Source organism: Bartonella sp. AS69XJJH (genome assembly GCF_042195585.1).
GTDB lineage: Bacteria > Pseudomonadota > Alphaproteobacteria > Rhizobiales > Rhizobiaceae > Bartonella.
Genome location: NZ_JBHIOO010000001.1, coordinates 212,788 through 225,501, shown reverse-complemented (window position 1 = coordinate 225,501; position 12,714 = coordinate 212,788). Strand labels below are relative to the sequence as shown.

The 12,714-nt window shown below is 39.2% G+C and carries 11 protein-coding genes and 1 tRNA gene; 6 read left to right on the top strand and 6 right to left on the bottom strand.

The window, feature by feature from the left end; translation table 11 throughout:
• Nucleotides 1–103: 103 nt before the first annotated feature.
• Together cmk and aroA are read right to left on the bottom strand one after the other, a co-directional pair.
• Nucleotides 104–751 (bottom strand): (d)CMP kinase, encoded by a 648-nt coding sequence (gene cmk / locus ACFIK6_RS00895; protein ID WP_375641362.1) that lies wholly within the window; start codon nt 749–751, stop codon nt 104–106.
• Complete coding sequence (aroA, locus tag ACFIK6_RS00890; RefSeq protein ID WP_375641360.1) at nt 748–2,076, bottom strand: 3-phosphoshikimate 1-carboxyvinyltransferase; 1,329 nt, start codon at nt 2,074–2,076, stop codon at nt 748–750. The genes cmk and aroA overlap by 4 nt, the downstream gene beginning before the upstream one ends.
• 185 nt (nt 2,077–2,261) lie before the next feature.
• Here aroA and ACFIK6_RS00885 point away from each other — a divergent pair, with 185 nt between their 5' ends.
• Both ACFIK6_RS00885 and ACFIK6_RS00880 read left to right on the top strand, forming a co-directional pair.
• Nucleotides 2,262–2,642 (top strand): TIGR02300 family protein, encoded by a 381-nt coding sequence (locus ACFIK6_RS00885; RefSeq protein ID WP_375641359.1) that lies wholly within the window; start codon nt 2,262–2,264, stop codon nt 2,640–2,642.
• A gap of 119 nt (nt 2,643–2,761) precedes the next feature.
• Nucleotides 2,762–2,837, top strand: a tRNA-Ala gene (locus tag ACFIK6_RS00880).
• 1,174 nt (nt 2,838–4,011) lie between these two features.
• Here ACFIK6_RS00880 and ACFIK6_RS00875 read toward each other — a convergent pair.
• Entirely contained in the window at nt 4,012–4,599 is a 588-nt protein-coding gene (locus ACFIK6_RS00875; RefSeq protein ID WP_375641357.1) for a hypothetical protein, read from the bottom strand.
• A 111-nt stretch (nt 4,600–4,710) separates the two neighbouring features.
• Nucleotides 4,711–5,892: a DNA recombination protein RmuC gene (locus ACFIK6_RS00870; protein ID WP_375641356.1), complete on the bottom strand. Its 1,182-nt coding sequence runs from the start codon at nt 5,890–5,892 to the stop codon at nt 4,711–4,713.
• Nucleotides 5,893–5,982: 90 nt separating this feature from the next.
• Between ACFIK6_RS00870 and def the strand changes: the two genes are divergently transcribed.
• Genes def through truA form a run of 3 tightly spaced genes read left to right on the top strand, consistent with a single transcriptional unit; the run spans nt 5,983 to nt 8,193 of the window.
• Nucleotides 5,983–6,519, top strand: coding sequence for a peptide deformylase (gene def, locus ACFIK6_RS00865; RefSeq protein ID WP_375641355.1), 537 nt, complete (start codon nt 5,983–5,985; stop codon nt 6,517–6,519).
• Nucleotides 6,519–7,448 carry a methionyl-tRNA formyltransferase gene (gene fmt, locus ACFIK6_RS00860; protein WP_375677277.1) on the top strand — a complete coding sequence of 310 codons (930 nt, stop codon included), beginning with the start codon at nt 6,519–6,521 and terminating at the stop codon, nt 7,446–7,448. Before def ends, fmt begins: the two co-directional genes overlap by 1 nt.
• Before the next feature lies 1 nt (nt 7,449).
• Nucleotides 7,450–8,193 carry a tRNA pseudouridine(38-40) synthase TruA gene (gene truA, locus ACFIK6_RS00855; RefSeq protein WP_273790240.1) on the top strand — a complete coding sequence of 248 codons (744 nt, stop codon included), beginning with the start codon at nt 7,450–7,452 and terminating at the stop codon, nt 8,191–8,193.
• A 32-nt stretch (nt 8,194–8,225) separates the two neighbouring features.
• On the opposite strand, the gene ACFIK6_RS00850 is transcribed toward truA, so the two are convergent.
• A complete protein-coding gene (locus ACFIK6_RS00850) occupies nt 8,226–9,089 on the bottom strand; it encodes an LOG family protein (protein ID WP_375677276.1) in 864 nt (287 codons plus the stop codon).
• A 105-nt stretch (nt 9,090–9,194) separates the two neighbouring features.
• On the opposite strand from ACFIK6_RS00850, the gene dapD reads away from it, so the two are divergent.
• Nucleotides 9,195–10,043, top strand: coding sequence for a 2,3,4,5-tetrahydropyridine-2,6-dicarboxylate N-succinyltransferase (gene dapD, locus ACFIK6_RS00845; RefSeq protein WP_375677275.1), 849 nt, complete (start codon nt 9,195–9,197; stop codon nt 10,041–10,043).
• A 550-nt stretch (nt 10,044–10,593) separates the two neighbouring features.
• Here dapD and lepA read toward each other — a convergent pair.
• Nucleotides 10,594–12,399: a translation elongation factor 4 gene (gene lepA / locus ACFIK6_RS00840; protein ID WP_375641348.1), complete on the bottom strand. Its 1,806-nt coding sequence runs from the start codon at nt 12,397–12,399 to the stop codon at nt 10,594–10,596.
• Nucleotides 12,400–12,714: the final 315 nt, after the last annotated feature.

Here is a 12,714-nt window from a genome sequence, read left to right as displayed (position 1 = left end):
AGGTATGAGCGCTAGGTTAGTGTTAACATAAGCAACTCCTTAGCCTTTTTCCTTGAATAAAGGAAGAAAAGTTAGCGCTAGGCTAGAAGTCACCTTAACGAATTTATCCAATTATATGCATTTTTATGATTGGATCAATAAAACTACATGCAATTTCGAATGTTGCTTCTATACTCAATTCTGACGTATCAAGCAAGTGGGCGTTTTTTGCTGGTTTTAGTGGACTTTGTTTGCGCGTTATATCGCGACTGTCGCGCTGTTCAAGTTGAGCTAGGATTTCATGATAATTTGCCTGAACACCTTTTTTTAAAATCTCCTGATAGCGACGTTTGGCGCGTGTTTGAACATTGGCTAGAACATAAAACTTGATATCGGCATCAGGACAAACAATAGTTCCGATATCACGCCCATCAAGCACACAGCCGGGCAAAACTTTAGCAAAGTTGCGTTGTTTTTCGACAAGAATTTTGCGTACAGAAGGGTTAATCGCTATTTTTGAAGCCGCTTCACCAAGTTCATGAGAAGAAAGAAGAGCAGGATTTAAGGTATTAAAATCAAGTTCTTTAGCATAAATAATAGCATTTTTTTCATTATTAAGAGCTAAATTTTGTTGTAAAAGCGTATGAGCAACACTACGATAAGTAAGACCAGTATCGAGATGGCGAAGACGATAATGTGCAGCAATTTTGCGTGCTAAGGTTCCTTTGCCTGAGGCTGCGGGTCCGTCAATGGCAATAACAAAAGGCTTCAAGCGATTTTCCCCCCAAGTTGTTTTATAAAAGGAATAAATTCCGGAAAGCTCGTAGCGATCATTCGTTTATCATCGATGGTAACAGGTTTCTCTGATACAAGCCCAAAAATGAGAAAACACATAGCAATTCGATGATCAAGATGTGTGGAAACATGTCCACCCCCCAAACCTTTGGCAGAACCTTTCCCATAAACAATAAGAAAATCTTGACCTTCTTCACAGTCTACGCCATTAACTTTGAGTCCTTGAGCAACAGCAGACAGCCGATCTGATTCTTTTACACGCAATTCTTCAATTCCTAACATCACTGTTTTGCCTTCTGCAAAGGCTGCTGCTACTGCCAAAGCAGGATATTCATCAATCATCGATGGAGCGCGTTCTTTTGGCACCGTAACGCCTCTAAGGACCGATGATTTTATCCGTAAATCAGCAACATCTTCTCCCCCTGTTTGACGTCGATTCAAAAATTCAATTTGAGCACCCATTTCCCACAATGTTTCGATAAGTCCTATTCGAGAATTATTTATCAAAACATTTTCAATGGTAATATCAGAGTCTTCTACAAGAAGGGCTGCGATAATTGGAAAAGCAGCAGAAGAAGGATCACCCGGAATATGAATCGTTTGCCCAGTAAGATGGGGCTGACCATTAAGATGAATCAAACGCGCACCTTCGTTATCTTTTTCTATTTCAAGTTGCGCACCGAATGCTTTTAACATTTTTTCCGTATGATCTCGTGTCAGAACTGGTTCAATAACAGTTGTAATGCCGGCGGTATTAAGTCCAGCAAGCAGGATTGCTGATTTAATTTGGGCGGAAGCTATTGGAACACGGTAACGTATCGGATTGGCCATTTTTGGACCATAAAGCGTTAAAGGAAGGTGATCGTCGTGCGTTGCCTCAATTTCTACCCCCATGAGACGCAGTGGATCAAGGATACGTCCCATTGGACGTTTAGAGAGAGAAGCATCACCAATAAAGGTTGTTTTCATATGATACGGACCAACCATTCCCATAACCAAACGAGCACCTGTTCCAGCGTTTCCAAAGTCTAAAGGTTTTTGTGCAGCTAAAAGGCAACCATTCCCTGTTCCTCGTATGATCCAGAAGTCATCTTTTTTAATAATACAGGCCCCCATAGCTTGCATAGCAGTAGCTGTATTGAGTACATCAGCACTTTCAAGTAATCCATGAATATATGTCTCACCATTTGCTAATCCTCCCAATATAAGAGAGCGATGAGAGATTGATTTATCTCCTGGTATTTGAATTTTTCCAGAGAGACTACTCGATTTATAGGTAGTTATAGGGATTGCTTTTTGCATGGAAATTCTATTTAATTCTATCTAACTTTTATGAAATTGTGCATCCTTTAGCACATGCTTTAAAGGACGTCATGAAAAAATCACTGTGGAACAGTGTATTTATCTTTGACAAAGGCATTATTTTTCGATTAAGCACCATAAAATCTATCTTTTAATGGAATAATATAATCAAAGAGGCACGGTTTATGGCAAAACAAGAACTTGGAACTAAACGTGTTGATCCAGAAACAGGAAAAAAATTTTACGATCTAAATCGCGATCCTATTGTATCGCCCTATACAGGAATTTCTTATCCACGTTCTTACTTTGAAGTTGCAGCAGCTGAAGCAAACAATGAAGAAGAAGTTGATACTGAAGAGCTTGATACAGCACTTGAAAAATCTGCTTTTATGCTTCTTGAAGATGATGATGAGGATCCTAAAGATGACGATCTTCCTGATTTAGAAGATAGTGATGTAGATCTTGGTGATGATGATGATACATTTTTGTCTCATGATGGTGACGACGAAGATGATGATGTTACTGATATTCTCGGAGGTGGTGTTTCTAATGATGACGATGCTTAAGAAAAGTAAAAAGAGGACATCTTTTCCATTGAATGTAAATTCTTCTTGATCTTCAATTTTGATCGTTCTAGAAAAGCTGGAATTGTATACTTTACCTTTTGGGAAAATTTGTTTTTATAGGGGCTATAGCTCAGCTGGGAGAGCGCTTGCATGGCATGCAAGAGGTCAGCGGTTCGATCCCGCTTAGCTCCACCAAAAGGACCAACTGTTCTATCAAGGGAATCAAATAATAAAGGATGTGTGCATCAATTTAAAAGGTCTATGTTCTATTTAATCATCATTCCAATAGCGCCTGTTCCTTGCATTTTAATGATATTATAATACATTTTTAATCATTTGTTGGATTATAAAATTTTACTGTTGTAACTGTGAAAGTAGATAATTTTTTATGCTTTGCACAGAAACAGAAAATGAGCTGTTTAACTCACGCCTTGTTTTAAAAGACAAAATTTGCATTTCTTATATCACAATATTTCCACAAAATCATAATATGTTGATTATCGATATCTAAAAGGTACGAAGCACCTAAACAAAAATTAGAGAATAAAATATTCTTCTCAATTATTGCGAATCAAAACTTTTTTCGAGTATTTTTTGCCTGATCAGATGTCCTGCCAATTAAAAAATTACCTACCTTGAGTAGCATTTACCTGCTCAATACTAAGGTATATTAATGCTTAAATAATACATTGAATCAATTAATTTTTTCCTTGCACGTCACAAGCAAGATTGAGGTATGAGAGCAAAGTGGCGCCACCGTTATACGTGCTAATTCCCAATGTTTCCGATAATTCTTACATTTGAGAATGTTCGTAAGAGACATTTTTAGTCTTTTCTTTCACAGCTTTTATCCACATGCCAATTGCACTTGTTATGTGCAAGCCAATGTTTTTTATTGATTCAACCTCAAGAGATCTGAAACGATAAAACCCTACGCCATTCGAGATTCTCACTTTAATATGATGCTCGAATTGCATTTTTTTGATTACTACTTTATACGCTTAACAAAGAAAATATTCATGTAATAATCAGCCAGTAATACGCATAATGAAAATAAAAAATGATATTATATTTCGAAATTTTTCTTCAATAATCTCTAGTACTTAGCCCAGTGCGAAATGCCAGTGCCAAATAGAAGATAGTTTCCATTGTAAATTTTTTAAACACAGGAAGTCAAAACATCGAAAGTGCACTCAAATATATTGCGTATTGCAAAAGCTTCGGTCTCTTGAGTTTATTCTAAAAAATAACAATTCACTTCATTTGACAATCGGAAAAATGATCCAGCCCCTTGTCACACCATAAGAAATTTTGCTCTCAAATACTTTTACCACAACAACTTCCTAATTGAGATTTTCAAAAATCTTCCCTAACGCCATCCACATCTCTTTAATTGCTGTTCATAGAGCCTCGATATCCTTGCCATGCGCTGTGCTGCCTGTGAAAGTGCAGCAGAGGCATGCCCGCCACTACGCGCATAAGCACCATGTCCCATATGATAATTTAAATAAAGGCTATATGCATCATCAAATCTCACCCCATTGCGTTGAACACTTTGGCGATGGTACCAAGCAACAAAATCAGCAGAATCTGCAAAATTCGTACGCCATGCAAAAGATCTGCCCGTAGAGCGAAGATACATTGCCCATGTACTGTCAAGCGCTTGAGAATAACCATAAGCTGTCGATTGACGCTTCCATGGAATAAAACCAAGTAGTTTCTTGCGTGGAGGACGTGCATTGTGACGAAAGCTCGATTCCATCTTAATAGTTGCAAGAATAATCGGCATAGGAATTCCGTAGCGCATTTCTGCTCTTTGAGACACCTTACCCCAATTATCAAAAAAACCATTTTTTTGTGCTAAAATAGCACAAGCATTGTTTGTGTGTATGGGAGTAGTTGTTGCACATCCATCTAGCAGAAACACCAGTGCCCCTAAAAACAAAAGGTGTCGCATATTCCTATTCCTCTCGTTTAAGAAATAAAACAAGATAGAGATACTAAAAAAGTATTACCAATCAATAAAGAACATGTTCTGACTTGTGATATTTAAGAAGCTTTCTTTGCTTTATTCCTCATCAGCAAAACGCAATGTTTGCGACTGAGCCAATGTTGTCATTTTTGTTGGTTCAGAGTAATTTTCTTTTAATTCAACAGTTTCAATGCGATTTGCCCGTTTCATAATTTTGGAGGACGATATCAAAATTCCCTCTATATCTTCACCTGCTTTGTGAAAGTGCTTCTGTAGTGCGCGAACACGCATATCCATTCGTCCAAAATCTTCCATCAATTTTGCTACTTCTGATTGAATTAAATGCGCTTGTTCACGCATCCGTGCATCTTTCATAATGGTTTGTACCACTTGGACAGAGAGCATCAACAAAGATGGTGAAACAATAATCACATGGGCTCTATTGGATTTTTGTACCAATGCCTCAAAGTCCTCATAAATTGTTGCAAAAATCGATTCGGATGGCACAAAAAGGAAAGCAGTGTCATGGGTTTCTCCAGGAATCAAATATTTTTGTGCAATATCACGAATATGAACTTCCATATCGGTACGAAATTGGCGTTCTGCCTCTTGACGCTCTTGCGTTGATTCTGCCTTACGCATAGCATTCCACGCCTCCAGAGGGAATTTAGCATCAACAACAAGAGAAGGGGCTTTATTGGGCATATGAATGAGGCAATCCGGACGCTTTCCATTGGAAAGAACAGCCTGAAAAGCATAAGCATTTGTTGGTAAGGCATCGGCAATAATGGCTTCCATCCGCCCCTGACCAAAAGTACCACGTGTCTGCTTATTGCTTAAAATGGACTGCAACTGAACAACTTGTCCCGTAAGCGATTGAATATTATTTTGTGCCGCATCAATCACTGCTAAACGCTCTTGCAAACGATTCAAATTTTCATAAGTGGATTTGGTCTGTACCTGAAGTGTTTGGCCCAAGCTTGTTGTCATCCCATTGAGTTGCTCACTGAGTGATTTATTCAATTCAGCCTGCCGTTGACCAAAAATTTCCGCCATCGTTTGCATTCGCCCTTGCATTTCAGCTTGTGTTTTCAGCAAGTTAGCCATCTGCATTTGTGCCTCGCGTGCGCGTTCAGCAATTTCATTTTCTAAAAATGCTTTTTTTCGATGAGAATGTATCAACATAAAAAATGCCAAACAGACAAGTATAAATAAAAGCAAAAGCATTAGTTTAGAAAAAAAATCACCAGCGAGTATGGAAAAAAACGAATCAAACATAAATTGTAATATAACGCTCTTGTTGTAAAAAAACGCAAGAATCCGTTATTCAATATTGACCAATAACAAACCATTGATTAATCTCTACTTATGCCAATGAGATCTTTAGTTACTTTACCTGATCCGATTTTACGGGAAGTGTCCAAACCTGTTGAACAGGTCGATTCAGCTCTCCAAAAACTTGCGGATGATATGTTGGAAACCATGTATGATGCTAAGGGCGTTGGTCTTGCTGCTATTCAAATTGGTATACCGCTACGTATGTTGGTTATAGATGTCTCTAGAAATTCTGAAGATGAGCAGAAAAAGCCATTTGTTATTATCAACCCTGAAATTTTATGGCTTTCAGATGAGCGTAATATTTACAAAGAAGGTTGTCTTTCTATTCCTGATTATTTTGCAGAGGTTGAGCGTCCTAAACGCCTTCGTGTTCGCTACCAAAACCGTGAAGGAAAACAAACAGAAATTGAAGCAGACGATCTCTTGGCAACTTGCTTGCAGCATGAAATTGATCATTTAGATGGGCGCCTTTTTATTGATTACATTTCAAAGATCAAACGCGATATGGTAATACGAAAATTTAAAAAACGCGCAAAAGAAAAAAACATGCAGGAAGCAGTTTTGTAATGGCTTTACGATTAAGTTTTATGGGAACACCAGATTTTTCTGTTCCTATTTTACATGCTTTATTGGATGCAGGTCATGATGTTGTTGCTGTTTATAGTCAACCCCCTCGCCCAGCAGGACGTCGAGGACTTAAATTAATCCCCTCAGCTGTTCACAACGTAGCAAAAGAAAAGTCCATTCCTGTCTTCACGCCTCAAACACTCAAAACAATCGAACAACAGGAGCAATTTGCAGCACTTTCTGTTGACGCTGCTATTGTGGTAGCTTATGGACTCCTTTTACCCAAAGCTATTCTCGAAACGCCGCGTTTTGGTTGTTTTAATGCCCACGCTTCACTCTTACCACGTTGGCGTGGTGCTGCACCTATTCAACGAGCAATTATGGCTGGTGATAAAGAAACAGGTATCATGATCATGAAAATGGATGAAGGACTTGATACGGGACCTATCGCTCTTTTTCGCTCCATCCCCATTACTGATAACATCACCACTGCTGAGCTTTCAAACAGACTTTCACATATTGGCGCAGAACTTATGGTAGAAACTTTATCAACTCTTGAAAAAGGACAACTTAAACTGACCCCACAATCAGAGGAAGGCGTTACCTATGCTGACAAAATCAAAAAGGAAGAAACCCGCATTGATTGGACAAAACCTGCAGAGTTTATTCATAGGCATATCCGTGCGCTCTCTCCCTCTCCTGGTTGCTGGTGCAACATGAATATTGGGGGACGAGAAGAACGTGTAAAAATTCTTGATAGTCGTTTAACAACAGGTCCTTCTCTTGAAATTGGACGGATAGAACCAAGTTCTTTGATTATCCATTGTGGGCAAGGACGGATAGAAATAACCTCTCTCCAAAGATCTGGCGGTAAAGTCCTTGAAAGCGCAGCCTTTTTGCGAGGCGCTCATATTTCTGCTGTTTTTTAAGATGCCACGTTTTAAACTCACTCTTGAATATGATGGCTCAAATTATGCTGGTTGGCAGCGTCAAGCAAAACTTCTCACTATACAAGGAGCTCTTGAACAGGCGCTCTTTTCCTTTAGTGGACAACAATTGACCATAACAACAGCAGGAAGAACCGATGCGGGCGTACACGCTACGGGACAAGTTGCGCATGTTGATTTCATAAAAAACTGGCATCCCCATACTGTACGTGATGCGCTCAATGCTCTTTTACGTAAACAAGGAGAAGCGATTTCAGTCTTAAACGTACAAAATGTCCCTGATGACTTTGATGCACGATTTTCCGCAACCAAACGCCATTATCTTTTTAAAATACTTAATCGTCGCTCTCCACCAGCCTTAAATGCCAAACGCGTGTGGTGGTTGCCAAAGCCTCTTAATGCTGAAGCCATGCATGAAGCTGCTCAAAAGCTTGTAGGAAAACATGATTTTACCACTTTCCGTTCAGCACATTGCCAAGCCAAAAGCCCTATTCGCACCCTTGAACGCCTTGATATTCAAAGAGAAGGTGAAGAAATTTTCCTTTATGCGCAAGCTCGTTCTTTTCTTCATCATCAAATCCGTTCATTCGCAGGAAGCCTCATGGAAGTGGGTATTGGACGTTGGACAGCTCAAGATCTCGAAGCAGCTCTTCATGCTAAAGATCGTAAACGTTGTGGTGTTGTTGCTCCTCCTTCAGGACTTTATTTAACCAAAGTAGAGTACTAATTATCCTTCAAGAATGAACGTCTTAAAAGTCGTTAAGGCAGTTTATAAAAAGAACGAATTTCTTCAAAAGCTTCTGCTGCTGTATTGACAAATTTCATATAATTAACATCAGTAGGAGAAATTGTACCTTGTTCAGACAGATACTCAAAATTGATAGTATTGCTCCAAAATTCTTTGCCAAACAATAAAATTGGTACCTGTTTCATACGCCCCGTCTGTACTAAAGTTAACGTCTCAAACAGTTCATCCAGAGTCCCAAATCCTCCAGGAAAAACAACTAATGCTTTCGCTCGTACTAAAAAATGCATTTTGCGCATCCCCAAATAATGAAAATTGAAACACAAATGCGGCGACACATAGGAATTAGGCTCTTGCTCATGTGGTAAAATAATATTCAAGCCAATCGTTGGGGCACCAACATCACAAGCACCACGATTTCCCGCCTCCATGATTCCTGGTCCGCCCCCCGTAACAACCACAAATTCACGATATTCTGTCGTAGCAGAATAAAGTGAGCACAAACGCGCAAACTCTCTTGCTTCATCGTAATAATGTGACATAGCATGCAAATTTTTCTTTTGTATTTCATTTTTTGCAGCCCACGCTGCTTGCCCAGGTTCAGGAATACGCGCGCCACCAAACAAAACAACTGTTGATTGAATATCATATTCTTTAAGGGTTATTTCCGGCTTTAAAAATTCAAGACCAATACGTTGTGAGCGCAGCTCTGGACGCATCATAAAATCTTGATCGATATAGGCTAAACGATAAGTAGGCGAACGCATTTGTGCTGAATTAGAGATTTTATGTATTTGCTGTAGAGCATCCTTCGTATGGAGAAGTGGTGTCCAGTTTTCTTGCTCTGCTTTTCTTTTTTCTTTACATTTTTTTTTCATGCACTTGTCCTACTTCTTCATCGTTTGATTGACTGAACACTTTTCTTCGCGTAGTTCATAGAGAATAAATCTTGAAGCTTCAACTTGTTTAACGGAACTCTCGTCATGACCCATACCACACAACTTGAAATTATTATCGAACAAGCTTTTGACGATCGCGATTCTATCGATACTACCACAAAAGGCGAAATCCGTGAGAGTGTCGAACATGCATTGAACCTTCTTGATAAAGGTGAAATCCGTGTTGCAGAACGACAAAAAAGTGGACAATGGCATGTTCATCAATGGTTGAAAAAAGCGGTTTTGCTCTCTTTTCGGCTTAATCCTATGCAACTTATTACTGGTGGAATCAATGGAACACATTGGTGGGATAAAGTTCCTTCAAAATTCTCTGGTTGGCAAGAAGCAGATTTTAAAAATGCTGATTTCCGTTCCGTTCCTGGAGCCATTGTACGTCATTCTGCTTACATTGCACCCAACGTTATATTGATGCCATCCTTTGTCAATCTTGGTGCTTTTATCGATGAGGGCACAATGGTTGATACATGGACCACCGTTGGTTCTTGTGCACAAATTGGTAAACATGTCCATCTTTCTGGCGGTGTTGGTATTGGAGGTGTTTTGGAACCTCTGCAAGCAAATCCAACGATCATTGAAGATCATTGCTTTATCGGTGCTCGCTCTGAAATTGTTGAAGGCTGTATTATCCGTGAAGGTGCTGTTTTGGGAATGGGAGTCTTTATTGGAAAATCTACAAAGATTATTGATCGTACAACAGGTGAAATTTTTATCGGTGAAGTACCAGCCTATTCAGTGGTTGTACCAGGTTCTCTCCCTGGAAAACCTTTACCAAATGGTGAAGCAGGACCGAGCCTTTATTGTGCTGTTATTGTAAAACGCGTTGATCAAAAAACGCGAGAAAAAACATCCATTAATGATCTTTTACGTTCTTAGACACAAGATTAATTCATAATAATATTGCATCGTTTTTTAACTTGAATAATAACCTAAAATACAAGGATTTTCTCATTTCAAATCCTTTCATAGTGAATCAATCACTACCATTTCCTTGCACGTTACAAACGCAGTTGGTGTGTGGGTAAGAAACACTTTAAGAAAAGAGTAAAAATACCTTTAATGAATTCTCTCAAGTGATAAGGATTGCCATAATATTTTGAGCTGAAAAAGAGTATGATGGGTGCGCTTTATACCTTTATGACGCGTAAAGACGGTGATGCCAAATGGATGTTATATTTTTCACAGCCCCCATTGTGAAATGGGGTTTGATGCATTGAGTGATGATTCACTAAAACAAGCACGCCAATATGCACCATAAATGTATTTCATTTAAAGCATTCTTTTTTACGTGAGAAGCATGACACAATTACGCAATACACAAAAATATGAAGCACCGCGCAATTCTATTTAAAAGTGTTCTTTAAGCATCTGAACCAATCGACAAAAGCAAAAGCACAATCAATGAGAGAAAATACTCCTTTTTTCATTATTTGTTCATTTTGAGCGCTTGAATAAATGCCGATTGTGGAATTTCTACTTTTCCAAATTGGCGCATCCGCTTTTTGCCTTCTTTTTGTTTTTCCAAAAGTTTGCGCTTACGCGTGACATCGCCCCCGTAACATTTCGCTGTTACATCTTTACGCAAAGCACGAATTGTTTCGCGCGCTATAACTTTACCACCAATAGCCGCTTGAACTGGAATCTGAAACATATGCTGGGGAATAAGATCTTTCAGTTTTTCACACATGGAACGCCCGCGCTTTTCTGCAATCGTACGGTGCACAAGCATAGACAATGCATCAATAGACTCTCCATTTACCAAAATAGACATTTTAACTAAATCCCCCTCCGCATAATCGGTCATCTGATAATCAAAAGAAGCATAACCCTTTGAGATTGACTTTAGCCGATCATAAAAATCAAAAACAACTTCATTCAGTGGTAAATCATACGTTACCATAGCACGGGTTCCAACATAGGACAAACCAACCTGTACCCCCCGCCGCTCTTGGCATAGTTCTAAAATTGACCCAAGATAATTATCAGGAGTCATGATTGTCGCCCGAATCCATGGTTCTTCAATGGAAGAAATTTTAACCACATCAGGCATATCCGCTGGATTGTGCAACTCTTTAACAGAACCATCATTCATATTCATGCGATAAACAACCGAAGGTGCTGTCGCGATTAAATCCAAATTAAACTCACGCTCTAATCGCTCTTGGATAATTTCAAGATGAAGAAGTCCCAAAAAGCCACAGCGAAAACCAAATCCCAAAGCCGCAGACGTTTCCATTTCAAAAGAAAAACTCGCATCATTTAAGCGTAATTTGCCCATGGCTGCACGCAAATCATCAAAATCGGCAGCATCAATTGGAAAAAGACCACAAAAGACAACTGGTTGCGCCGGCTTAAAACCAGGCAAAGCATTTTCACAAGGACGACGCTCTTCAGTAATCGTATCCCCAACCCGTGTATCTGCTACCTCTTTGATAGAGGCCGTGATAAAACCAATCTCGCCTGGTCCTAACTCATCAACCTGTACCATTTTAGGTGTAAACACCCCAACGCGCTCAACTGGATATTTTGCTCCTGTACCCATCATACGAATGGTTTGGCCTTTTTTTAAAATGCCATCTATCACCCGTACCAAAACAATGACACCAAGATATGCATCATACCAGCTATCAACCAACATTGCTTTCAAGGGATTTGCAACATCGCCTGTATGGGGAGGTGGTAATTGTGTAACAATTGCCTCCAAAACATCAGGAACACCTAAGCCTGTTTTTGCTGATATTTCTACTGCTTGAGATGTATCAATGCCTATCACATCTTCAATTTGTTCTTTAACACGCTCAGGTTCTGCTGCTGGAAGATCAACTTTATTGAGCACAACGACCAACTCATGGGAATTATCAATGGCTTGATAAACATTTGCTAACGTCTGCGCCTCTACGCCTTGGCTTGCATCCACCACCAACAGAGAACCTTCACAAGCTGCCAATGAACGCGAAACCTCATAAGCAAAATCCACATGACCAGGTGTATCCATAAGATTTAAAATATAGGTTTCGCCATTCTTTGCCTTATAGTGTAAACGTACCGTTTGTGCTTTAATAGTAATTCCACGTTCACGCTCAATATCCATGGAATCGAGTACTTGTTCTTTCATCTCACGTGTATCAAGCCCACCTGTTATTTGAATCAAACGATCAGCTAAAGTGGATTTTCCGTGATCAATATGCGCCACGATGGAAAAATTACGAATATAATTACGATCTATTGTCATATAAGGCGATTTAGCAAAGAATAACAAAAAACGCAAAGACCAATTATGCTCCGGCTTCTATCAAAAGAATATAAACCTAAAAAGCTTCTCAAAACACAATTTTTCATAACCTAAAAAATGAGGTTTTTATTTGCTAAATTAAATCCAAGGGTGCTAAAATAATCTTTTCACATCTTATTTGATGACTCATATACTGGATAAGCCGGTACCATCACACCTTGCCAATATCCAATGTTGCGACGATCCTTTACACGTGAAAAAGTTTATAAGAGATATGCCTTTCTTTTACAGTTTTTACCCACATGGCCCGCCCGC

What these genes read in the sequence shown, in the direction of transcription:
- aroA (WP_375641360.1), bottom strand. Translation starts at nt 2,076, where the DNA reads ATGCAAAAAGCAATCCCTATAACTACCTATAAATCGAGTAGTCTCTCT.
- ACFIK6_RS00885 (WP_375641359.1), top strand. Translation starts at nt 2,262, where the DNA reads ATGGCAAAACAAGAACTTGGAACTAAACGTGTTGATCCAGAAACAGGA.
- ACFIK6_RS00875 (WP_375641357.1), bottom strand. Translation starts at nt 4,599, where the DNA reads ATGCGACACCTTTTGTTTTTAGGGGCACTGGTGTTTCTGCTAGATGGA.
- ACFIK6_RS00870 (WP_375641356.1), bottom strand. Translation starts at nt 5,892, where the DNA reads ATGTTTGATTCGTTTTTTTCCATACTCGCTGGTGATTTTTTTTCTAAA.
- def (WP_375641355.1), top strand. Translation starts at nt 5,983, where the DNA reads ATGCCAATGAGATCTTTAGTTACTTTACCTGATCCGATTTTACGGGAA.
- fmt (WP_375677277.1), top strand. Translation starts at nt 6,519, where the DNA reads ATGGCTTTACGATTAAGTTTTATGGGAACACCAGATTTTTCTGTTCCT.
- truA (WP_273790240.1), top strand. Translation starts at nt 7,450, where the DNA reads ATGCCACGTTTTAAACTCACTCTTGAATATGATGGCTCAAATTATGCT.
- ACFIK6_RS00850 (WP_375677276.1), bottom strand. Translation starts at nt 9,089, where the DNA reads ATGAAAAAAAAATGTAAAGAAAAAAGAAAAGCAGAGCAAGAAAACTGG.
- dapD (WP_375677275.1), top strand. Translation starts at nt 9,195, where the DNA reads ATGACCCATACCACACAACTTGAAATTATTATCGAACAAGCTTTTGAC.
- lepA (WP_375641348.1), bottom strand. Translation starts at nt 12,399, where the DNA reads ATGACAATAGATCGTAATTATATTCGTAATTTTTCCATCGTGGCGCAT.